This window comes from Kitasatospora sp. NPDC058032 (genome assembly GCF_042885845.1).
GTDB lineage: Bacteria > Actinomycetota > Actinomycetes > Streptomycetales > Streptomycetaceae > Kitasatospora.
In genome coordinates, this window is record NZ_JBHVRK010000015.1 from 39830 (window position 1) to 62163 (window position 22334).

Consider the following 22334-nt stretch of genomic DNA (forward strand, 5'->3'; position numbering starts at 1 on the left):
CTCATGTGCACCAGTGAAGTGGCTCGATCCGATCGTGGCGCCACCTCCGGGTACGAGTCCATCACCCCCGAGCCCGGCCCAGGCCGGGCTCGGGGGCGGGCAGCGCGTCAACGAGCCGGTCGACCGCCCGGTCCCGCTTCCAGGGTGGGAAGTGCGGTACCCGGTGCAGTGCTTCCAGGCTTGCCGCGAGTTCCGGCGATCCCAGGTGGGCCTGTTTGCCGGTCTTGTCGAGGCGGCGAACGAACCGGCGTACAGCCCCTGGACTCCACCGTGCCTCGGAACGCTTCGGTACGTCGAACTTCCACACCATCGGCTTCCCGTGCACTGGCTGCAGCCAGAGCCACGACTCCTCGGTGCCCGGTGCCCGCTGTGTCACCGAGCCGACGGTGAGGAGGAACATCGCGATGTTCTGCGCCAGGGACTTGCTACCGATGTCCTGGACCTCGACATCCATCTCCTTGATCTCGTCCCAGCGAAAGCCCTCCGTCCCCTCCTGACGCAAGCCGTCCCGGTCGAAGACCGGTACTCCGGTGGTTCGTTCCCCGCGCCCCAGGTAGGCGCCGCCCGTTTCGTACCGGAGCGGGCCGTACGTCGCTGCCATGCCGTCGTCCTCCCTGCCGAAAGCGGTGTTGCCCGGCAGCCGACCGATGGCCGGCTGCCGGGTGGGTTCTAGTTCAGTTCAGTTCCGCACGAAGCCGGATCAGGCCACCAGATCCCGGAACCTCCGTCCCCGCTCGCTGATGTCGTCGATCTTCTGCTGGACCATGTCGTAGTAGATGTACTCGTACTTCGTGGCCAGCTGGTTGCCTCCGACGATGGTCAAGGCCGCGTACTTGTGGAACCTTGCCTCGAACGAGGTAGGCCTGAGGAAGTAGGTGCTCCGTGCGGCAAGACCGGGAATGCCGGCGGCCCAGCGCTCTGTCAGCGCGTTGTACCGGCTTGCCATACCGCCGACCTTCGTCGCCGCGGTGAAGCGCCCGAAGCCGCCGACGGCCGCGTTGAGCACGGTGTTGCGTGCCTGCCGCTTGGCCTGCTGCCAGTGGCCGCCCGAGGCATAGGAGGCGGTGGCCAGGGCTCCGGTCACTGCGGAGATTGCCTTCATCTGCGGGTTCACTATGCCCATGACGCCGGTGACCGCCGAGATACCGCCGAGGGCCTTCCCCACGGACATCGACCCCTTCTTCTTCCACCACTCCTTGATGCCCTTGCGCCCGTCGAGGTCCGTGCAGCCGATCGGGTCGGCCATGCAGTACTCGTAGGCGTTGGCGCTGCCGCCGGGGACGGGGTCCACGGAGAGGAAGCGGCCGGTGGCGGGGTTGTAGAGGCGCACGCCCATGAGGACGATGCCGTCCTGGGCCTCGGCGGAGCGCTGCTTGCCGCCGAGCCAGCCGTAGCGGGCGGCCGCGGTTCCCGCGGTCGGGTTGCCGTACTCGTCGGAGTCGAGCAGCACCGGGCTCGTCAGGGCGGTGTCGGTGACCAGCACCACCGAGCCGAACAGGTTGGTCAGCTGGAGCTTGACGGTGCCCTGGTCGGTGACGGTCGCTGACAGGTTGCCGTCGGTGCCGGGGACGTTGCGGGTCCAAGCGCCGGCCGCGTTCTCGGTGATCCAGCGGGGGCTGTCGGCGCCGGTGCCGAAGTGGTGAACGCGGGTGGCGGTGGTGGACCAGCTGCCGTCGGCCTGCTTGGTGGCGGTGGTGCTGCCGTTGAGGCGGCCGGCGGGGTCGAGGGTCCAGGTCTGCTTCGTGGTCGCGGTCTCCTGGGAGGCGACCATGTCGTTGACCCGGTAGCCGAGGGCCGTGCCGCTCGGCGTGGTGAGCGTGCGGCCGAACGCGTCGTAGGTGTATCCCGCGGTGGTGATCCGGTCGGCGCTGTCGTAGGTGGAGTTCACCGCGGTGGCACCGGTGGTGGTGCAGGTGCCGTCGGCGGCCGGGCCGGTGGTGCTCTTCGCGGTGCGGTTGTAGTGGACGTCGTAGGTGTAGGTGCGGGTGGTGCAGCCGGCGGCGGCCGTGGACTGCTCGGCCTTGACCAGGCGGCCGAGGCGGTCGTAGGCGTAGGACTTGATGCCGTTGGTGCTGCTGTCCTTGGTCACCTGCCCCTGGGTGGAGACCTCCTCGTTCTGTGCCCAGACGACCTTGCCGTCGGAGGTGCGGGCGTAGGTGCGGGCGACGGCCTTGCCGGAGGCGTTCAGGGTGTCCCTGCGGACGATGCCGCCGGGGTAGGTCTGCTCGACGAGCTGGCCGTCCGGGCTGTACTTGGCCGTGAACTCACCGGCCTTGCTGTCGTTCACCGAGGTGAGCAGGCCGCGGGGTTCCTTGGTCCGGTCGTAGGTGTAGGTGGTGACGCCGGTGGGGTCGGTGACCTTGACCGGCTTGCCGAACTTGTCGTACTCGGTCGTGGTGGTCGCGCCGTCCGCGTCGGTGTAGGAGATCGTGCGGCCGAGGACGTCCTTCACGGTGGCGACGGACTTGCCGGCGGCCGTGGTCGACACGGCCTCGCCCGTCGCCGGGTCGTAGGCGGTGACGGCCTTCGGCACGGCCTGGCCCTCGTCGCCGGTGACCTCGGTGGAGACCGTCCGGTCGATGGCGTCGAAGACCGTCACCGTCGTCCGGGTCTTGCCGGCGTTGGTCTCGACGACCTCCTCGGCCTTGCCGGTGCGCGAGTACCGGGTAGCCTGCTTGACCGGCAGGGTGGTCGGCATCCGCGCCGCGTCGCCGCCGGTGATCGCGGCACCCGGCGAGGTGACGCACGGCTGGCCGGCCCACTCGGGACGGTTGGCGCAGGCCGCGTTGGCGGCGTTGGCGCCCGCCGTGTAGTAGGTGTACTTGGTGGTACTGGCGTCGGCTACCTCGGACCCGGGGACCCGGATCTCCTCGGGGTGGCCCTGCGCGTCGTAGCGGGTCGTGGTGGTGAGCTTGGCGCCCAGCGCGTCGGTGGTCACCGTGGTCGGCTTCTTCACCGTCCAGCCGGACGTGCCGCCGAGCGGCGTCCCGTAGCCGTTCTGGGTGACCCGCACCTCCGCGTCCGCGGCGTAGCCGTCGATGCGGGCGCCGTCGGTGGCGGTGGTGACCAGGTGGTACGCCTGGCCGTCGGGCTTGTTCTCGTCGTAGGTGTTGGTGTTGTGGTCGCGGACCACCACCGGCGCCCCGGCGGCGAGCGTCGGGTTGACGGTGCTCTTGGTCAGGGTGATGGTGTCCAGGCCCGCGTGGTAACGGTCGCCCTGGGTGCCCGCGTTGGTGCCGGTGACGGTGACCTTGAGCTCGTGGTCACCGCGGGTCAGCCGGACGGACCGGCCGGCGGTGTAGGGGGCGGTCGAGCCGGCGGGGTTGGCGTCGAAGGTGTCGATCGGCTGGCCGACGTTCTGGCCGTCGATCGCGAACTGGACGATGCCGTGGTCGCTGAAGCGGGTCAGCTGACCGGAGAGCACGTACTCGCCCTCCTCCGGCACGCTGACACGCATGACGTCGTAGGCGCCCGCCTGCGTGCCGGCCAGGCTGAGCTGCGCTCCGCCGGACCAGGTCAGCGCACCGTTGTCGTTGACGACCCGCACCGGCGCGGTGGCGCCGAGCTGCGGCAGCTTCTCCGCCTCCCAGGTCGAGGTGACCGGGGTGCTCTGGCCGTTGACCTGCTCGGTCAGCGAGGCGCGGTAGACCGGGCCGAGCGTCTCCGCGACGTCCTGGCCGTCGGCGGTGTAGACGGTGCGCGAGTCCAGCAGCCGGGCCCGCGACGCGGAGTCGGTCGGGAGGTTCAGCTCGGCCGTGTACCGGCCGGTGTCCGCGTGGGTGCCGAGCGCGATCGCGCGGTTGGTGGCCTCCAGGGATCGCACCACATGACCGTAGCGGTCGTACTCCTTGGTGTCGATGTCACCGCCCGGAGTCACGGACGGGGTGGCGGTGTTGACCTCCTGGCCGTTGGCGTTGAGGTAGTGCACGGTGGCCGGCTTGTAGCCGTCCTTGCCCGGCTTGACGGCGGTCGCCGTGTTGGTGCCCGGGTCGTCCTCGGGATCGAAGACGGCGGTGGCGTCGGTCGGGGCGTCCAGTTGGGACCACCTCGCCACCTCCGCGCCGGACAGGTCGTACGGACCGCCGGCCGTTCCGCTGGTCAGCGGTACGTCGTAGACGACGTTGACGGCGGTCTCGCCGTTGACCTGGTTCTTCGAGCCCTGGGTCAGGGCCTGGCGGCGGACCTTGAGCAGGCGCCCCGGGTCCTGGTCGGCGGCGGCCTTGCCGAAGTCGAAGTTCCACGGCAGCTGACCCGCCGGCGTGGCCCGGGTGACCCGGCCCGCGTCGTCGTAGCCGTAGGTGGTCTTCAGCGGCTGGGTCAGGCGCGGGTCCCAGGTCTCGGCCAGGCGGCCCTTGTCGTCGTACGCGTAGTGCGCGACCTCGACGGCCTCCTCCTTCGACGTCGCCGGGTTCCACGACCAGACCTTGACGGCCTTGACGCGGTCCAGGTAGTCACCGGGAGAAGTCGCGGTCGCCGTGGTCGACTTGGCGTACTCGTACTCCATGACCTCGCAGCCGCGCGGCAGCGGCTCCACCGAGCACCTGTTGGCGTCGTCCACCCCGGCCTCGACCGGCGGGATCACGCGCTTGACGAGCGAGCGGCCGTCGGTGGTGTCGTACAGGTAGCGGGTCGCCGAGGGGGCGCCCGGTCCGGTCTCGCTGACGACCTGGTAACTGTTCGAGCCGGCCTGGCGGGCGAAGACGGTCTTGGTCCCGTCCAGCTCGGTCAGCTCGTAGGTGGTGGCGTTGGTCTGCACGTCCCAGACCTGGTTGGGGCCGGCCCAGCACACCCACACCGAGGCGCCGTGGTCGGTGTCCAGGCACTTGCCGGAGTAGAGGCTGATGACCTGGCCGTCGGTGCGCACGTCCCACTTCTGGTTGGCGCCGCCGTTGCAGCCCCACAGCACCAGCTGGGTGCCGTTGTCCACCTGGCCCCAGGGGTTGTCCAGGCAGTAGCCGAGCAGCCGCAGCGTCTGGTCGTCGCCGCGGGTCCACTGCTGGTTGGCGCCACCGGTGCAGGTGGTGGCCTGGAGGTTGGCGCCGTTGCCGGCCGCGCCGTTCGGGACCTCCAGGCACTGGCCGCTGCTGTTCAGCAGCAGCGCGCCGGAGGTGGCCGCGACGGCCTTGAGCGTCAGCGACTCCGCGCCCGGCTCGGGGAAGAAGGTGCCGTCGGTGCCCTTGGCGAAGGTCAGCGTGCCGTCGTCGTTGCCCTTGATCTCGACCAGGTCGGACTGCGGGAAGGACAGCGAGCGGAAGTCGGAGCCGGCGCCCGCGTCGGGGCCGCCGGCCCACTGCGGACCGAACGGCGCGACGATCTCCTTCAGCGACAGGTCGTCGAAGTAGACCTCCTGGCCCGCCCCGGCGAAACCGTTGACCAGCCGGAACCACGCCTCGGTGGCGTCCTTCGGCACCGTCATGTCGACGCTCAGCTGCTGCCAGCCGTCCGTGAACGACGCCTTCGGCGACGGCACGTCCGTGTAGCCGGCCGGCGTCCGGTGGACGCCGACGAGACGCAGGCCGATGTCGGCGCGGTCGGGGTTCAGGCCGGTCGAGCCCGGCACGTAGATCCAACCGGTGAGCCGGTAGGTCCGGCCCGGCTTCATGCCCTGGCCGAGGTTGTATCCCGTGCCGATCTCGACGTAGGAGTTCTGGCTGCCGTTGGGCTTGACCAGCAGCGAGTCGGTGGAACTGTCGTGACCGCGCGCGGTCGAGCGGCTGATGTCCGCCGGACCGGCGGTGAAGCCGGCCGTGTCGGTGCCGATCTGGCGCTGGTTGGTGGTCAGGCGCTCGCCCTGGGTCTGCCAGCCGCGGTCCGTGCCCCGCGAGGAGGAGGTGCGGGTGACGGACATGCCGAACGCGCTGGTGTCGGTGGCACTGGTGCTGTAGTCACCGGTGAGCAGGTTCACGGAACCCGGGCCCGCGTCGGCGCTCGCGGCACCGTCCGCGTTGCGGTCCACGGTCAGGGTGTTCCAGACGGTGGTGTAGCCGTTGCCGGAGCCGTCCTCGGGGAACAGCTTGGCGCGCACCTGGACGACACCGCCGACGTTGCCGAGGGTGTCCAGGACGTTCCAGTTGGCGTGCGGGCCGAGGTCCGACAGCAGCGGCTTGTCCTCGGTGACCGGGGTGTTGTCCGCCTTGGTCAGGTTCACCCGGGGCACCGTGTACTCGGTGGCGCCGGGGCCGCGGCGGTACTCGTAGACCACCCGCTTGAACTGCGCCTGGGCGTCGACGGAAAGCTTGACGCGCTTGGCCGCCTGGGTGCCGTTCACCGGCGAGCTGATGCCGGCCTGGCCCACCTGGAACACGTACTCGGCCGCCTGCGAGAGGTTGCCCGCGCGGTCCTTGGCCTGCACCTTGAGCACCCGCCGGCCCTCGGTGGCCGGGGTGATCGAGGTGGTCAGGCCCGCCGTGGCGTTGACCGTCACCGGCGTGGTGCCGTCCAGGGTGTAGACGTACGCGGCCAGGTCGTTCGTCCCCGCGGGCGGGGTGAAGGTGAACGAACCGGCCTGGTTGGCCGCGCCGTGCCACGTCCCGTCCGACGGGTAGTCCGCCGAGGTGACGGTCGGGGTGCCGGGGGCGGTGGTGTCGACGACGAAGCTCGTGCCGGACCAGCCGGAGGACGAGTTGGCATCGGAGACCTTGGTCCACACCGAGTACGGGACGCCCTCGTCCAGCTTCGCCACACCGAGGTCGGCGGGACCCACCTGGAGGTAGGTGTTGGCCGGGACCTGCCGATAGATGCTGTTGACGAAGCTGCCGTTGCGCCACAGGTCGACGTTCACGCCGACCGTGCCGTCGTCGGGGTCGTCCGCGCGGACCTGGAAACGCGGCGTCGCGGAGTTGGTGTACCGCGGCTCACCCGGCTGCGAGGGCAGCACCTCGATGCCGGACGGCGCCGACGGCACCGCGTTGTAGGTGATCGAGATGTACGGAGGGACGTCGCTCTCGGCGGAGCCGAACCGCTTCCAGGACAGGTTGCTGTTCTCGTCCGTCGCCTTCAGCAGCAGGCCGTAGTCGGCGGAATTGTGCTGCGCGAAGTACCGGATCATGTCGGTGATGTCGGTGTTCGTCCAGGCGGACCCGTCCGGGGCGGTGCACTGGTGGCTGTCACCGCCGTCGACGTCGTAGGTCTCGTAGGTCCGGGTCCACATCTGGCCCCACTGGGGCTCGTTGCCCCACCGGGTCCACCAGGCCGCGCCGCCCGCGTTCCACACCTCCCACTGCTTCGGGACGCAGGAGGACGAGTGGTAGTTGAACAGGTGCAGCTTGGCGTCCAGGATCTGCTTGCCGTTGAACTGGCCGCCCGGGATCGTGAGGTACGAGCGCGCCTTGACGCTGCCGTTGTAGCTGCCCAGCTTGAGGTCCTCGGAGCCGGAGGCGTCCCAGTTCTCGTTGTTCTGCACATAGGTGTCGTACGTGGCGGAGACACCGCCCACCACCGGGTCGATGGTGACCGGGTACTGGGTGCCGGTGTTGGCCAGGAACGCCGCGTCGGGGGTGAACACCAGCTCGGTGTCCGCGCCCTGGCCGCGCAGCTGCATCGTCACCGGCGCGCGGTTCAGGTGCTCCTGCGAGGCCGGGTCCACCGCCGCGTCCCACATCACCGGCGACGGGATCTTCACGACGAGCCTGCCGGTCGTCTTGTCCAGCAGCTGGATCGAACCGTCCTGCTGCGCCGCGACGTTGAGGCCGGTGGTGTCGATCGGGATCGTCATCGTGCTGGCCTGGGCGACGGCGGAGCGGTTCTTGACGATCAGGAACTGCTCGAAGCCGGTCCGGGTCGCCTTGACCACGAGGTCGACGCCCGGCCGGGCGTCGACGTACGTCGCCTTGTTGCCCTCCAGCTTCGGCTTGGGCAGCCTGCCCAGCCAGCCGAAGCCCACCTTCTGGTCGCCGGAGCCGTAGCTGGCGAGTTCACGCTCCTGGAGCGTGGTGGTGGTCGAGGCCGGGGAATCCCCGGAGGCCGGCGCGCCGTTGGTACCCGGCAGGCTGTCGCCCACCGTGACGGTGGGATCGCCGCCCTCGAGGACGAGGGCGCCGGGGTGGGCCTTCGGCGCCACCTTGCCCGTCGGCGTCGGCGCCAGGGTGGTGTCCACCGGAACCCAGGAGCCGCCGGACTTCATCCGGACCGGTCCGGTGGAGCGATCGGAGGTGAGCGTGCCCTCCGGATTCGCCCACAGGGTGGTCGACTCGGTTCGCGCGCTCACCACTTCGATACGGTGCCCCTGAAGGCGGGCCGACAGCAGGGCCGAGGCCTCGTCGGGCGCTTCGGTGACCGTGCCGGCCGCCGCATTGGCCTGCGGTGTTTCCGGGGCCGGCGCCGCGAAGGCGGAGGAGGCGGTCAACGCTTCGACGGCCACGCCGGTCTGTACCAGCAGACCCAGCGTCACGGCCGCCGACATGGCGCGTTTCCAGCGCATGGACATGGAAGGGGTCCCGCCCGCCGCAGCGGGCGGGACCGTGGAACGTCGTGACATCAGATCCTCGTCGAGAGATCGCCAAGACGGTGCAAGCCTTCTGGCTCGGCAGAGAACCTTTCATGCCCTTGGAGTTCTCAGGAATCTTTAAGAGTTTCGATCGAATAACGATGAATCGCATGCGACTCATATTTCGGTCAAATCTTGGCTCTTGCCGTACAGCTGTGGGAATTTGGCCTCTCGGGTGCCCTTGTCGCCCATAGGGCGAACAGCCGGAAATCGCCTGGGCCGGTGGAATTGTCCGACGGTGGCCCGGGATCTGGATTTCCTTCCTCCATTTATAGTGGGAATCGGCGGCCCGGTGGAAGGGGAATTGCCGGTTCCGTCGTTCGCGGGCCGCACCGCACGGGCCTCGACCGGTTTCCCGGTCGGGGCCTGCCGACACGGCATCAGGGAGATCCGTATGGCCGACCACTTCCCGTATCGCATCGGGACCAGGAGAGGGGACTTGACGGTGATCTGGCGGTCCGGGGACGGCGATGAGCCCGATCGGCTCGCCGTGGACGAACTCGGGCGCCTGCTCGCGTTCCGGGAGCGCGCGCCGCTGCAGGAATGCTGTGATCGCAACGGCTGGGAGCTCATCCGGGAGGGCGAGGGCGACCTCGATCTGCTCGTCGTGCGGCGGTGGGCCGAGCGGCCGGACCTCGACTCCGCCTCGGCGGGACTGCTGCTGGAGGCCTGGAACTTCTTCGAGGACCTCGCCCGCAGCGTGCGGGCCGACCCGTCCCTTCCCGCCCAAGGACCGGTCCACGACAGCGCCTACGAGAAGATCTTCGGCGGCAGAGCCCTCGATCCGGCCGGCGGCGACGAGGCCTGGACGGTCGAGGAGACCGCGGCCGTGCGCGAACTCCTCCGCGCGGGGCTGGACCTCTGGGAACGGGCCGTGCGCGGGGCCGCCGCCTGATCGAAGCCGTGTCCTGGGTCGGGCCCCCTCCGCGCGTCGGCGGCTTCCAGGGGCCCGACACGCGCTCGGCAAGTGACCGGCGCCGTGACGGCGCCCGGTCGTCGTGGTCCGCCGGTCAGGGAGCGGCGGGGTCCTCGGGCAGCGCGGTGAGGGCGTCGCGCAGCATGGCGCGGGAGGTGATGCCGAGCTTCGGGTAGATCTGGTAGAGGTGGGCGCCCACCGTGCGGTGGGAGATGAAGAGGCGTTCGGCGATCTGCTTGTTGGTCAGGCCGGAGGCGGCGAGATCGGCGATCTCCCGTTCCTGGGCGCTCAGCGCGCTGCCGTGCGCGGCGTCCGGGCGGCGCCTGCCCCAGCCGGTCGCCCGCAGTTCCTTCACCGCCCGCTCGGCCCACGGCCGGGCGCCCAGTTCCTCGAAGGCCGCCAGCGCGGCGCGCAGCGGGGCCCGCGACCCGGCGGTGGCCCGGGCCCTGCGCAGCCGCTCGCCGTAGGCGAGTTGGACGCGGGCGTGGTCGAAGCGCCACCGCTGCCCGCCGGGGGTGCCGAGCGCCAGGGCGAACAGGCGCAGCGCCTCCTCGTCGTCCTCGGCGCACAGCGCGGCGGACGCCTCCGTCAGCATGGCGTGCCGGGAGGAGACGGCGGCGAGGCCGGCCTCGCGCATCGCCCGCACGTGCGCGGCGGCCTCCTCGCGCCGGTTGCCGCGGACGGCCGCCTCGACCAGGTGGGCGGCCACCCACAGGGCGTGCGGGGCGTGCGAGGCGAGGGTGCCGGCGGGGCTGACGGCGCCGGCGTGCTCGTGGGCGAGCGCGTAGTCCCCGCGACCCAGGGCCGCGACGGCCGCGGCGTGGTGGGCGTAGTGCGCGGCGCAGGGCGCGCCGTGCGACGCGGCCCAGCCGATGATCCGCCCGGCCGTCGCCAGGCTCTCCTCCGCGTGCCCGCGGGCACCGAGGACGATGGCGCGGATGTAGAGGAAGTACCAGGCGAAGGCGCTGTACTCGTGGTCCTCGCAGGCCCCCAGCCCCTCGTCGGCGAGCTCGACGGCCTCGTCCCAGCGCCCGGTGAGGTAGTCGTCCAGGCAGAGGTGGATGAGGGAGGAGATGTACCGCCGGGCCGGGCCGCCGTCGCGCCCCGCGCGCACCACCTGCCAGGCCGCGTCGCGGACCTCGCCGAGGCGGTCGAGGTAGAGGGCTCCGGTGCCGACCCGGGTGATCCGCACCGGGTCGGGCTCCCCGGACAGCGACGCCATGAGCGCGTCGAGCTGCCCGTGCGCCGCCGCCCCGGTGCGGGCCGGATCGGAGAAGGTCAGTCCCAGGACGGCCAGCACGGCCGGCGGCTGCGGGGTGAGGCGCCCGACGGCCCGGTAGTAGAACTGCCACAGGTCGTGCCGGGCGCCGAAGAAGCAGACCACCGCCAGCACGTGCAGCGCGTCGACCAGCGCCTTGTCGTCGGCCCGGTAGCCGTGCGCCCCGGCCGCGGACTCGATGGCGTCGGTCAGCAGCCGGTGGGCCGCCGCCACGTCGCCGTCGCCGTTCAGCATGAGCATCGCGGACGCGGTGGCGGAGTGCAGCGACGCCTCGGGGGCGGCCCGGCGGGCGTCGTCCAGGAGCTTGCGGGCGCTGGACAGGGCCCCGGTGGACTCGGCGCCCAGGTAGGCGGCCTCGGCGAGGCGGCGGCTGCGGTTCGGGCCCGCGGGGGAGAGGGACGCCGAGCGGATCAGCGTGCGCATCGCCCCGGCGGCGTCCCCGCGGCGCAGGGTCAGGCCCGCGGCGTGCTCCAGCAGCGCCGCGACGTCCTCGTCCGGCTCCACCGTGGCCTCGCCCAGGTGCCAGGCGTGCCGCTCGGGCCGGTCGGCGAGCGCGTGGGCGAGCGCCCTGTGCGCGGCGCGCCGCTCGCTGCTCAGCGCCTGGGCCACCACGGCGGAGCGGATCAGCGGGTGCCGGAACCTCAGCCGCTGCCCGCCCTCCTCGATCTGCACCAGCCGCTCGCGTTCGACCGGTGCGAGGTCCTCCAGGCCGGACCTGCTCCCGGCACGGCGGGCCGCCGCCTGCAGCACGCCCAGGTCACCGGTCCCTTCGAGGGCCGCCAGCAGGAGCAGCCGCCGGGCGGCGGCGGGCAGGCCGGTGACCCGTGAGCCGAACAGCGTCTCCAGCCGGCTGCTGAGCGGCAGGACCGCGGGGGAGTCCGCGGTGGCGGGCCGCAGGGCGGCCGGCAGCTCCAGGAGCGCCAGCGGATTGCCGCCCGCCTCGGCCAGCAGCCGCCGGCGCGCGCCGCGGGCGAGGCCGGGGAACCTGCTGCCGAGCAGCCGCGCCGCCGACTCGTCGTCGAGCGGCGGGAGGTCGTAGCCGGGGAGGGCGTCGGCCCCCTTGGGGCGCGGCTCGCCGGTGCGCGCCGCCGCCACGAAGCTGACGCCCAGTCCGGCCACCCGCCGGGCGACGAAGCCGAGCACCGCCGTACTGGCGTGGTCGACCCAGGGGAGGTCGTCGACGACCACCAGCAGCGGCTTCCCGCCGGCCACCGTCTGCAGCAGCCGCAGCACGGCGTTGGAGACGAGCAGCTGCTCCGGCGCCCGGCCGCCGTCGAAGCCGAGCGCCACCCGCAGGGCGTCGCGCAGCGCGCTGTCGAGGTGTTCCAGGGCGCCCAGGAACGGGAAGAGGATCTGGTTCAGGCCGGAGTAGCCACAGTCGGCCTCGAACTCCACACCCGCCGCCCTGAGCACCCGGACGCCGTCCGCCCGCGCGGAGGAGGCCAGCGCGTCCAGGACGGCGCTCTTGCCGACGCCGGCCTCCCCGGCCAGCAGCAGCGCACCGCCGCCGGCCCCGATCCGCAGCCGGTTGCGGACCAGCCGCAGGTCGTCGTCCCGGCCGATCAGCGGCTCCGCGGTGCCGAGTGCGCCGGACGCGCGCCAGTCCTCCACAGCTGTCCCCTCCCCAGGGCCTGCCGCGCCGTCACCGTTCGGGGGCCGCCCTTCGATCGGGAAGGGGTGTGCCTCCGCGTGGCCGCGAACGCGCTGGCCACGACCAGTATGCCGGACGGGCATGCTGGACACGATCTTGAGTCGGCGGGCGCGGGCGGCACCGTCCCGGCCGGTGCCGGGGAGCTCCGGGCGGCCTCGGTCCGGGTCGGCGCGAGCCTTTCCCTCGAAGCTGATGTGTCGTCATGTGGACCTCAGCTCAAGGTGGTTCAGGCCAGCCGGGGTCCGGTTCGGGTCAGCTCCCGGCATCGCGGTTCGTGGGCCGCCGGGCGGCGCGTACCGTCGAAAGGCTGGTCGGCATCGCTTCCTCGTGCCCCCGTACCGGTCCTCCGCTGCACGTCCTGCCCGCATCGTGTGAAACGCCGAGGTTGGGAGTCCTCTCGTGCCCGCTCTGCTGCACTACGAGATCGTCACGGATCCGACATCGCTCCACGTCTCCACCGACGGGGTCCCGTCGGTCGGGACGGTGTACGTGATCGCGTCCAACAGTCACCAGGCTTCGGTGAACTGGCAGTACATCGAGATCGAGATCCCGACCGGCAAGGACCCCGAGCACCTGACGGAGAATCCCGCCGCGATCAACGCGAGCATCAGCCAGACGGGCGGGCGGGTCTGGCGGGTGGCGCCGTCCGTCGTGCGGGAGGGCGACTCGCGGTTCCGGGCGAAGGACCCCTACGACGACTGGGTGGCCCTGCGCGGCGGCGAGGCCCTGGTCCTGAAGCTGGAGAACATCCCCGTCTCCCGCGCGGAGGGCCTGGTCAGGCTGAGCATCCACGAGCGGTCCTACGGCGGGGACGCCGTGGTGGCCGAACGGTCGGGCCACTACACCACGACCCTGGGCGTGACCAAGCAGACGTCGAAGGCGCCGCGCAACTTCCGCGCGGAGACCTCGCTGCTGGACGCGGACGCCGCGGCCCCCCTCGTCCTGCAGTGGGACGGACCCAACAACCTCGACTACTGGGTTCTCGACGCCGCGGGGAACGAGGTCCACCACGCTCCGGCGTCCCGGCAGGGCCCGGTGACGCAGGACAGTTACTCCCCGTTCCTCGACGCCCCGCAGCGGGGCACCACCTACACCCTGGTGGCCGCGGCGGCCGACGCCGGGCGGCCGCAGGCGGGCTACTTCCTCACCACCACCGTGCACGCCCTGGTCCCCGAGTTCGGGAGTGGCACGCGCACGCCGTGGATCGAGGGTGTGGCGGACAAGGGCCGTGTCCGCTTCTCCGCGGACGGCGTGGAGGTCCAGAAGGTCCAGGACGGCAACCACGTCCCGGGCAGGGTCGTGGCCGACAGCACCGACGTCCAGAGCGTGAAGACGGTGCTGGTGCGGGGTCGGGGCGAGGCCGACGGGTGGATCGACTTCCCGGCGAGCGGCATCAACGTCTTCCGCGGTCCGCAGCAGGAGGCGGGCAACGTCACCGCTAACCAGGCCGACGTGAGCAGCGTGAAGACCAAGTGGGTGCAGGGGCGGACCGACAGCGCCGGCTGGATCGACTTCCCGGACACCGGCATCGAGGTGTTCCACGGCCCGAACCGGGACCTGGGCACGGTGGACGCGGACACGGTGAAGTCGCGGCAGGTGCGGGGCCGGGGCGAGGCGGACGGCGGGATCGACTTCCCGGCGAGCGGCGTGAACGTCTTCCACGGCCCGCAGCAGGAGGCGGGCACCGTCACCGCCCACCGGGCCGACGTGACCGGCGTCAACACCGCCTGGGTGCAGGGCCGGGACGGCGGCGCCGGGTGGATCGAGTTCCCGCCCGCGGGCGTCAACGTGTTCCAGGGTGCCGGGAGCCGGCAGTGGGGGACCGTCGCGGCCGGCAAGGCGGACCTGGACGACCTGGTCACCGCCCGCGCGCTGGTGAAGGAGCGGCTGACCATCCAGGGCGGGCTGACGGTCGGTGACGTGCTGGAGACGCAGGAGGGCCCGTCCCGCCTGATCGTCCACGGCCGGCTGGAGGCGCAGGACGAGGTGCACGCCAACCGCGGCCTGGTGGTCGACGGCGACCTCACCGTCCACGGCGACGTCCGTCCGCTGCGGAACCTGGAGGTCGGCGGCACGGTCACCGCGAGCGACCTGACGGTCGGCGGCAAGCTGACGACCGGCGGCGGGTACGCCCTCACCGTCCACGGCGAGTCGGTCTTCGAGGAGAAGGTGAACGCCAACGAGAACCTGTCGGTCCGCAGCGGCGGCGAGTGGATCCTGCACGTCAGCGAGGAGAAGGTGTCGGTCCGGGACGCCTTCCGGGTCGGCGGGGAGTCGGCCTTCCACGGGAAGGTCAACGCCAACGACCACCTGTCGGTCCGCAGCAAGACCGCCGGGTGGATCCTGCACACCGCCGACGAGAAGGTGGCGATCCAGGCCGATCTGCGGGTCCACGGGAACCTGCACGCGGACAGCTGAGTCCGCCGTCACGCTTCGTGCTGAACCGGCGCCACTGCGTGAGAGACTGGCGCCGTCAGCGTGATCCGCGTGCAAGGAGAAGACATGGCCGAGCGCCAGAACGGCACCGTGAAGTGGTTCAACGACGAGAAGGGCTACGGCTTCATCACCCCGGAGTCCGGCCCTGACCTGTTCGTGCACTTCAGGGCGATCGAGGGGAGCGGCTTCAAGTCCCTCGCCGAGGGCCAGAAGGTGACGTTCGAGGCGGTCCAGGGCCAGAAGGGCTTGCAGGCCGACAAGGTCCAGGTCGTCGCAGGCTGACCGGGAGCGGCCGGGAGCGGGGTCCACGCGCACGCGTGGGCCCCGCGCGGTTTTCCGGGCGACTCGCCACCGACAGGTGTTTTTTCCTTGACAAATTTTTTTGTCGGTCGCACTCTGGAGACGTGCTGGACGTCGCTGTGATCGAAGAACCCGCCGCGGCCGAGGCGTCCCTGGACCCCATCCGGTCCCGGATCCTCGCCGCCCTGGCCGAGCCCGGCTCGGCCGCCATGCTGGCCGGGCGGCTGGGCCTGCCCCGGCAGAAGGTCAACTACCACCTGAAGGAGTTGGAGCGGCACGGACTGGTCGAACTCGCCGAGGAACGGCGCAAGGGCAACGTCACCGAACGGGTGTACCGGGCCACCGCCGCCTCCTACGTGATCTCGCCCGCCGTGCTGGCCGCCGTGAGCCCGGACCCGTCCCGCTCGCCCGACCAGCTCTCCGCCCGGTGGCTGCTGGCGCTGGGCTCCCGGCTGGTGCAGGAGGTGGGCACGCTGCTCACCGGCGCCGCCCGGGCCCGGCGGCGGGTCGCCACCTTCGGCATCGACGCGCAGGTGCGGTTCGCCTCCGCGGCCGACCGCACCGCCTTCGCCGACGAACTCGCCCAGGCGGTGGCCGTCCTGGTCAGCCGCTACCACGACGAGTCCGCGACCGGCGGCCGCACCCACCGGGTGGTCGTCGGGCTCCACCAGATCCCCGCCGCCCCCGCCCCCGCCCCCGCACCGGGCGACCCCACCCCCGCCGTCGAACCAGGACCGGAGCACGCACGATGACCCACCCGTTCGAGATCGAGCTGGAGACCGTCCTGCCGGCGAGCCCGGACGAGGTCTGGGCGGCGATCGCCACCGGACCGGGCCTGGACTCCTGGTTCATGGGCCGCAACGAACTGGACCCGCGCGAGGGCGGCACCGCGACCATGGAGATCGGCGGCCACCGCGAGGACGCGGTGATCACCGCCTACGAGCCCGGCAAGCGTCTGGCCACCCGCACCGCCACCGCCGGGAACGGCCGCTTCATGGCCTTCGAGTACCTCATCGAGGGCCGCGAGGGCGCCGCCACCGTGCTCCGCGTCGTGCACAGCGGCCTGCTCGGCGACGACTGGGAGGACGAGTACGACGCGCTGCGCAGCGGCTGGCCGTTCCACCTGCACACGCTGCGCGAGTACCTCGTCCACTTCCCCGGCCGCACCGGCGCCCCGGTCTTCGCGGTCGCCCCGGTGCCCGGGCGGCCGGCGGAGGAGCTCCGCGCGGCACTGGCCCGCGCCCTCGCCCTGCCGCAGCCGCCCGGCGTCGGCGCGCGAGTGCACGTCGAGCCCGCCGGACTGCCGACGCTGGACGGCGAGGTGGTCTGGGCGGACGGCGAGCGCTTCGCCGTCCGTGCCGCCGACGGCCTCTACACCTTCCACCACGGCGCCGGACTGGTCCTGATGTTCCACCACCTCTTCGGCCCCCGGCCGGAGGGCGCCGAGGCCGCCTGGCAGCAGTGGCTGACCGGCGCCCTCGCCTGATCCACCGCTTGCCACCGTTCACCCTCACCGACCACCGGGCACCACCGTTCACCACTGCTCACCACCGCTCAGCGAGGAAACACCATGCGCACCCTGATCAGCACCGCGTTCATCTCCCTCGACGGCGTCGTCGAGGGCCCCGGCGGTGAACCCGGTTACCGCAACTCCGGCTGGACCTTCAAGGACATCGAGTTCGTCCCCGAGGCGTACGAGATCAAGGGGCGGGAACAGGAGGAGGCCACCGCGGTGCTGCTCGGCCGGGTCAGCTACCAGGCCTTCAGCCCCGTGTGGCCGGACATGGCGGAGTTCGCCCGCTACAAGGAGCTGCCGAAGTACGTCGTCTCCAGCACCCTCACCGAGGACGACCTGGTGGCGAACTGGGGCGAGACCACCATCCTGCGCTCGCTCGACGAGGTCGCCGCTCTGAAGGAGACCGAGGGCGGCCCGATCATCGTCCACGGCAGCGCGGCCCTCAACCGGGCGCTCTCCGACGCGGGCCTCGTCGACCGCTACCACCTGCTCGTCTACCCGCTGCTGCTGGGCGCCGGCAAGCGTCTGTTCAGCGGCACGGACAAGGACGTCCAGAAGCTGAAGCTGGTCGAGCACGCGGTCTACTCCAACGGCCTGCAGAAGCAGGTCTTCGACGTGGTCCGCTGACGCCGCGGGACTTCCCGGCTCACCTCCGGCCGAGGATACCCCCCGGCCCCGTTCCGGCGGGCCCGCCGGGGTGGCAGCATGCGGGGATGACTGATCATCAGAACATCGTCGTGCCGCTGGTGAATTACGACATGGCCGAGATCCTCGGCGACACCCCGGACGCGTTCGGGGTGGCCGGGCTGGGGTTCACCTGGCGGTCCAAGGAGCACCACGTCGGGATCCGCGCGGAACCGGACGGCCGGCTCGTCGCGCACGCCGGACTGGTCGTCCTGCCGCTGTCGGCGGGCGGGCGGCACCTGGACGTCGTCGGGCTGGGTGGGGTGGCCGTCGCCGCCGAGCGGCGCGGGCAGGGCCTCGCCCGCGCGGTGGTGGACGGCGCGCTGGTCCGCGCCCGCGCCCTGGGGCCGCAGGTGGCGATCCTGTTCTGCCTCCCCGAGGTGGCCGGCCTCTACGCGCGCCTCGGCTGGCGCCCGGTGGAGGGGCCCGTCGAGGTCGAGCAGCCCGCCGGCCCGGTGGTGATGCCGCTGCGTTCGATGTGGTTCCCGTTGCACGAGGGCGCGCAATGGCCGGAGGGCGCCGTGCGGCTGCACTCCCTGCCGATGTGAGCGCGGGCGCCATGTGCGGCGACGGGGCGTGACGGGCACGATGGGCGCCCGGTGGGGCGCGCGAACGGACGGGTTGTCGGTGCCGCATGCGATGCTGGACCCGTGGTGTTCGATTTTGAGGCCGAGCTCTGGATCTGGGACGCCCGGCGCGCCGACAGCTGGACCTTCGTCAGCCTGCCCGTCGAGGCGTCCGAGGAGATCCGCGACGTGGCCGCCGGGCCGCGCCGCGGCTTCGGCTCGCTGCGGGTGCGGGTCACCCTCGGTGGCAGCACCTGGCAGACGTCGATCTTCCCGGACAGCACCCGCGGCTGCTACGTGCTGCCCGTCAAACGCGCCGTCCGCACGGCCGAGGACCTCGAACCGGGCGACCTCGCCGCCGTCACCGTCGAGCTCCTCGACCTCTGAGCGGATCCCTGGACCGAAGGGGCCCCTGGACGGACGGGCCCGCTACAGCTCCCGCTGGTACCGGTACGTCTCGTGGGTCGGCCGGTAGCCCAGGGACTCGTTGACCCTGCGCATCGGGGAGTTGTCCTCGGCGGTGTCGGTCACCAGGCCGGCCAGCAGCGGGTGACGGCCGCGCGCCCGGCGGATCGCCTCGGCCTTCATCCGCCGCGCGAGCCCGTGGCCGCGGTGCGCGGGCAGGACGGCGGTGCCGTAATGCAGACCGTCGCCGAGCCCGTCCGCCGGGACGACCAGCTCGGTGAACCCGGCGACCGCGCCGTCGGCGGTGCTGACGGCCGCCACCGTGTGCAGGTGCTCGCCGCGCTCCGCGACGGCCCGGGCCACCGCCCGCAGCCGCTCGACGTCCCAGGTCATCCTGCCGTAGTCGACCTCGCCCATCGGCATGTCGTCCATCGCCCGGCGCGCGGCCGCGTACGAGGCGGCGAGGTCGTCGGGGACGGTGCCGTCCCATGCCACCAGCCGGTACTCCGCGCCGGCCCCGCGCTCGGCGCCGGCCCCGCCCTCCGCGCCGGCCCCCTTCCCGAGGGCCCGCTCCCCGCCGGCCGCGTCCGCGCCCGCCGCCGTCAGGTCCAGCCGTGTGTGCCGCAGCGTCAGCGCCCTGCGGAACCCGCGCGCCGTCAGGAACGCCTCGCCCGCCGTCCCGTCCCCGGCCGGTGCCACCACGGCCCGCCGTCCCTCGGCGCGCGCCGTCGCCAGCGCGGCCTCCACCAGCCGCGAGCCCACGCCTCGGCGCCGCTCCGCCGGGTGCACCCGCACCGCCAGGTCGGCCAGGTGCGCCTGCCCGGGGTCGGTGGACAGCCGCAAGGACGCGGTCCCGACCGGGTTCCCCTCCTCGTCCTGCGCGAGCCAGACGAGCCGTCGGCTGTAGGCGTTGCGAGCCGGATCGGTCAGCGGGGTGACGCGGATCGACAAGTTCTCTCCAGGTGAGGCGGGCCGGGGGTACAGCTAGCTGTACCCCCGTTGGGCAGCTACCCGCAATGGCCGAAGGCCCGCGGAACGGAAGAGTCGACGCCGAAGGAACCACGCGATCGAGCGGACCGGAAGGCGGACGACATGCGGGTACAGGCAGGGCAGGCACCGGCAGAGAAGGTACGGGCAGGGCGGGTACGGGCAGAGCGGGTAGGGGCGGAGCGGGAACAGCGGGCGCCGTGGAAGGCGGAGGCGGCGGTGTTCCTCGCCGTCGCCTTCCCCGCCGCAGGCGCCCTGGGCGCGCTCCAGCCGGCGACCGGGATCCCGGACGAGATCGTCCAGCTCACCCAGTTCGGCCCGGCCGCCGGGGTGCTGGTGGCGGCGCTGGTGTGGCAGGAGCGGATCCGGGGGCGGCTGGCCGGGACGGGAATCGGCAGGCGGGCTGCCCGGGACGACACCGCGTGGGCGGGCCCGGGCCGCTCCGGGCGGCTGCTGCTGCTCACCGCGCCGCTCATCATCCTGCTGGCCGCCGGGGCCTACGGGCTGCTGGACGGCGACGCCCGGCTGACCGACCCCCGCTCCCTCGCCCACCCGTTCACGCTGATCGTGCTGGCCCAGCTGGTCGGGGCCTGCGGCGAGGAGATCGGCTGGCGGTGCTACCTCCAGCCGCTGCTGCGCACCCGCTTCGGGCCGGTCACCTCCTCGGTGGCGGTGGGCCTGCTCTGGGGCGCCTGGCACGTGCAGGTGTTCGCGCAGCGGCCCGCGTACGCGGGCGGCTTCCTGCTCGCCACGGTGGCGATGTCGGTCGTGCTCGGGCTGGGCCTGGAGGGCGTGCGGGCGAACCGGCTGCTGCTCGCCGGCGGCTTCCACACCCTGGTGAACCTGGGGATGCTGCTGACGATGGACGAGGAGGACGGCACGGTGCTGCCCATGGTGCTGTTCGGCGCCGCGTGCCTGGTGGCGGCGGTGCCGTGGGTGCTGCGGGCCCGGCGGCCCGGTGCGGCGGACAGCGCGGCGGACAGCGCGGCGGACGGGACGGCGTGCTCGATGGCGGGCCCGGCGGCGGACGGCACCACGCCGTACCGGGGCGAGGCGCCGTCGGTCGCGCCGGATAGGATCCCGGCGGCGCGGCACGGGGCGCGCTGAGGTGACGGAGCGACGGGCGGACATGGCGGCGGGGCGGGGCGGGGCGGCAGAGGCCGGCGCGGGGGCGGTGCCCACGGCGCGCGCCCAGGTGCGCGCGCTGGCCCGCTGCCAGCTGCTCTCGCTGTACTCCCTCGCGGTGAGCGCGGTCGGCGCGCTGGTGACGGTGACGCTGATGCTGCTCCCGATCGGGGTGGGCCGGCTGCTGCTGCCGGGCGCGGCGACGGCGCTGCGCCGGCTGTCCGACCGCTACCGCTCCTGGACGGAGCGCTGGACGGGCACCAGGATCAGCCCGCCCGAGCCCCTGCCGCCCGCCGAGGGCCCGCGCGGCCGGCGGGCCGTGGGCATCCTCGGTGACGACGGCTTCTGGCGGGACCTCAGGTGGTCGTGGCTGGAGCCCTGGACCGGCGGGCTGCTGGCCGCGGTGCCGCTCGGGCTCGTCGAGTTCGGGCTGTTCGGCGCGGTCGTCCAGCCCTTCGTCTGGCCGTGGCTCGGCCCCAGCAACTGGTACGCCTTCGTGCTCGTCGACTCCACCCCCTCGATGCTCGCCGCCGCCGTGCTCGGCCTGCTGTTCACCGGGGCGGGCCTGCGGCTGGCGCCCGCCGCGCTGGAACTGCACGCCCGCTGGAGCTCCCGGGCGCTCTCCGCGCCGTACAGCACCGAGCTGGAGCGGCGGATCGAGCACCTGACCGACACCCGCGCCGAGGCGCTGGACGAGCGGGCGGACGAACTGCGGCGCATCGAGCGGGACCTGCACGACGGCGCGCAGGCCCGGCTGGTCGCCGTCGGCATGGCGCTGGACGAGGCGACCCGGCTGCTGGACACCGACCCGGGCGGCGCCCGGGCCCTCCTGACCGAGGTGCGGGCCGGCTCGGCGCGGGCCCTGCAGGACCTCCGCGACCTGGTCCACGGCATCCACCCGCCGATCCTCACCGACCGCGGCCTCGGCGACGCCGTCCGCTCCCTCGCCCTGGACAGCTTCCTCGACGTGCACGTCTCGGCCGAGCTGCCGGGGCGCCTCCCGGTCCCGGTCGAGACCGCCGGCTACTTCGCCGTCGCCGAACTGCTCGCCAACGCGGCCAAGCACTCCGGCGGCCGCGAGGTGACGGTCCGCCTGACTCACGCGGACGGCACCCTGCGCGCGGTCGTCGAGGACGACGGCCACGGCGGCGCCCGGCTCGACCGGGGCACCGGTCTGCGCGGCGTGGTGCGCAGGCTGAGTACCGTCGACGGAACCCTCGCCCTGCACAGCCCGCCGGGCGGCCCGACCACCGTGACCCTGGAGATACCGTGCGAGATCCGCTGCGAGAACCCCTGCGCGTCGTCCTCGCCGAAGACCTCTTCCTCCTCCGGGACGGGTTGATCCGCACGCTCCAGGAGCACGGCTGCGAGGTGGTCGCCGCCGTCGACAACGGGCCGGCCCTGCTGCGCGCGCTGCGCGAGCAGGAGCCGGACGTCGCCGTGGTCGACATCCGGCTGCCGCCGAGCTTCACCGACGAGGGGCTGCGCGCCACCCTGGAGGCGCGCCGGACGCGTCCCGCGCTGCCGGTGCTGATCCTCTCCCAGTACGTCGACCAGCTCTACGCGCAGGAGCTGCTGGCCGGCGGCCAGGGCGCGATCGGCTACCTGCTGAAGGACCGGGTCACCCACACCGCCCAGTTCGTGGACGCGGTGCGGACCGTCGCGGGCGGCGGCACCGTGATGGACCCGCAGGTCATCGCCAAGCTGCTGGCCCGCAGCGACGCCCGGGGCAATACCGCCGAGCTCACCCCGCGTGAGCACGAGGTGCTGCGGCTGATGGCCGAGGGCCGTTCCAACGCCGCGATCATGCACACCCTGCACATCGGGGAGAGCGCCGTCGCCAAGCACACCGCGAGCATCTTCGCCAAGCTCCGCATCGAGGCCTCCGCCGACGACAACCGCCGCGTCCTCGCGGTCCTCGCCTACCTCAAGCGATGACGCTCGGTCAGTTCGCCCACGTCGCTTGACCTCACATCGATGTGAA

At 72.6% G+C, this 22334-nt stretch carries 15 protein-coding genes; 11 read left to right on the forward strand and 4 right to left on the reverse strand.

Going from position 1 to position 22334, the window contains the following annotated elements:
• Positions 1-61 precede the first annotated feature (61 nt).
• Positions 62-601: a hypothetical protein gene (locus tag ACFVUH_RS23470; protein WP_387915211.1), complete on the reverse strand. Its 540-nt coding sequence runs from the start codon at positions 599-601 to the stop codon at positions 62-64.
• A gap of 99 nt (positions 602-700) precedes the next feature.
• Entirely contained in the window at positions 701-8425 is a 7725-nt protein-coding gene (locus tag ACFVUH_RS23475; protein ID WP_387915212.1) for a ricin-type beta-trefoil lectin domain protein, read from the reverse strand.
• A 505-nt stretch (positions 8426-8930) separates the two neighbouring features.
• On the opposite strand from ACFVUH_RS23475, the gene ACFVUH_RS23480 reads away from it, so the two are divergent.
• Positions 8931-9380: a hypothetical protein gene (locus tag ACFVUH_RS23480; protein WP_387915310.1), complete on the forward strand. Its 450-nt coding sequence runs from the start codon at positions 8931-8933 to the stop codon at positions 9378-9380.
• 115 nt (positions 9381-9495) lie between these two features.
• On the opposite strand, the gene ACFVUH_RS23485 is transcribed toward ACFVUH_RS23480, so the two are convergent.
• The gene (locus ACFVUH_RS23485; RefSeq protein WP_387915213.1) at positions 9496-12291 is read right to left on the reverse strand and encodes an AAA family ATPase; all 2796 of its coding nucleotides are present in this window, start codon (positions 12289-12291) and stop codon (positions 9496-9498) included.
• 439 nt (positions 12292-12730) lie between these two features.
• On the opposite strand from ACFVUH_RS23485, the gene ACFVUH_RS23490 reads away from it, so the two are divergent.
• The 7 genes from ACFVUH_RS23490 (at position 12731) to ACFVUH_RS23520 (ending at position 18220) form a co-directional block, all read left to right on the forward strand.
• Positions 12731-14749 (forward strand): hypothetical protein, encoded by a 2019-nt coding sequence (locus ACFVUH_RS23490; protein WP_387915214.1) that lies wholly within the window; start codon positions 12731-12733, stop codon positions 14747-14749.
• 84 nt (positions 14750-14833) lie between these two features.
• Positions 14834-15049: a cold-shock protein gene (locus ACFVUH_RS23495; protein WP_387915215.1), complete on the forward strand. Its 216-nt coding sequence runs from the start codon at positions 14834-14836 to the stop codon at positions 15047-15049.
• Positions 15050-15171: 122 nt separating this feature from the next.
• Positions 15172-15819, forward strand: a complete 648-nt coding sequence (locus ACFVUH_RS23500) for an ArsR/SmtB family transcription factor (RefSeq protein ID WP_387915216.1) — start codon at positions 15172-15174, stop codon at positions 15817-15819.
• Positions 15816-16553 carry an SRPBCC domain-containing protein gene (locus ACFVUH_RS23505; protein WP_387915217.1) on the forward strand — a complete coding sequence of 246 codons (738 nt, stop codon included), beginning with the start codon at positions 15816-15818 and terminating at the stop codon, positions 16551-16553. Before ACFVUH_RS23500 ends, ACFVUH_RS23505 begins: the two co-directional genes overlap by 4 nt.
• 84 nt (positions 16554-16637) lie before the next feature.
• Complete coding sequence (locus ACFVUH_RS23510) at positions 16638-17210, forward strand: dihydrofolate reductase family protein (protein WP_387915218.1); 573 nt, start codon at positions 16638-16640, stop codon at positions 17208-17210.
• A gap of 86 nt (positions 17211-17296) precedes the next feature.
• Positions 17297-17815 (forward strand): GNAT family N-acetyltransferase, encoded by a 519-nt coding sequence (locus ACFVUH_RS23515; protein ID WP_387915219.1) that lies wholly within the window; start codon positions 17297-17299, stop codon positions 17813-17815.
• A 102-nt stretch (positions 17816-17917) separates the two neighbouring features.
• Positions 17918-18220, forward strand: coding sequence for a DUF1905 domain-containing protein (locus ACFVUH_RS23520; RefSeq protein WP_355375480.1), 303 nt, complete (start codon positions 17918-17920; stop codon positions 18218-18220).
• A gap of 42 nt (positions 18221-18262) precedes the next feature.
• On the opposite strand, the gene ACFVUH_RS23525 is transcribed toward ACFVUH_RS23520, so the two are convergent.
• Positions 18263-19189, reverse strand: a complete 927-nt coding sequence (locus ACFVUH_RS23525) for a GNAT family N-acetyltransferase (RefSeq protein ID WP_387915220.1) — start codon at positions 19187-19189, stop codon at positions 18263-18265.
• A 255-nt stretch (positions 19190-19444) separates the two neighbouring features.
• Here ACFVUH_RS23525 and ACFVUH_RS23530 point away from each other — a divergent pair, with 255 nt between their 5' ends.
• From ACFVUH_RS23530 to ACFVUH_RS23540, 3 genes are read left to right on the forward strand one after another with little or no spacing between them, the layout of a single operon-like run.
• Positions 19445-20332 (forward strand): CPBP family intramembrane glutamic endopeptidase, encoded by an 888-nt coding sequence (locus ACFVUH_RS23530; protein ID WP_387915221.1) that lies wholly within the window; start codon positions 19445-19447, stop codon positions 20330-20332.
• Between the two features lies 1 nt (position 20333).
• Positions 20334-21692: a histidine kinase gene (locus ACFVUH_RS23535; protein ID WP_355375488.1), complete on the forward strand. Its 1359-nt coding sequence runs from the start codon at positions 20334-20336 to the stop codon at positions 21690-21692.
• A complete protein-coding gene (locus ACFVUH_RS23540; protein ID WP_355375509.1) occupies positions 21644-22288 on the forward strand; it encodes a response regulator transcription factor in 645 nt (214 codons plus the stop codon). Before ACFVUH_RS23535 ends, ACFVUH_RS23540 begins: the two co-directional genes overlap by 49 nt.
• Positions 22289-22334 lie beyond the last annotated feature (46 nt).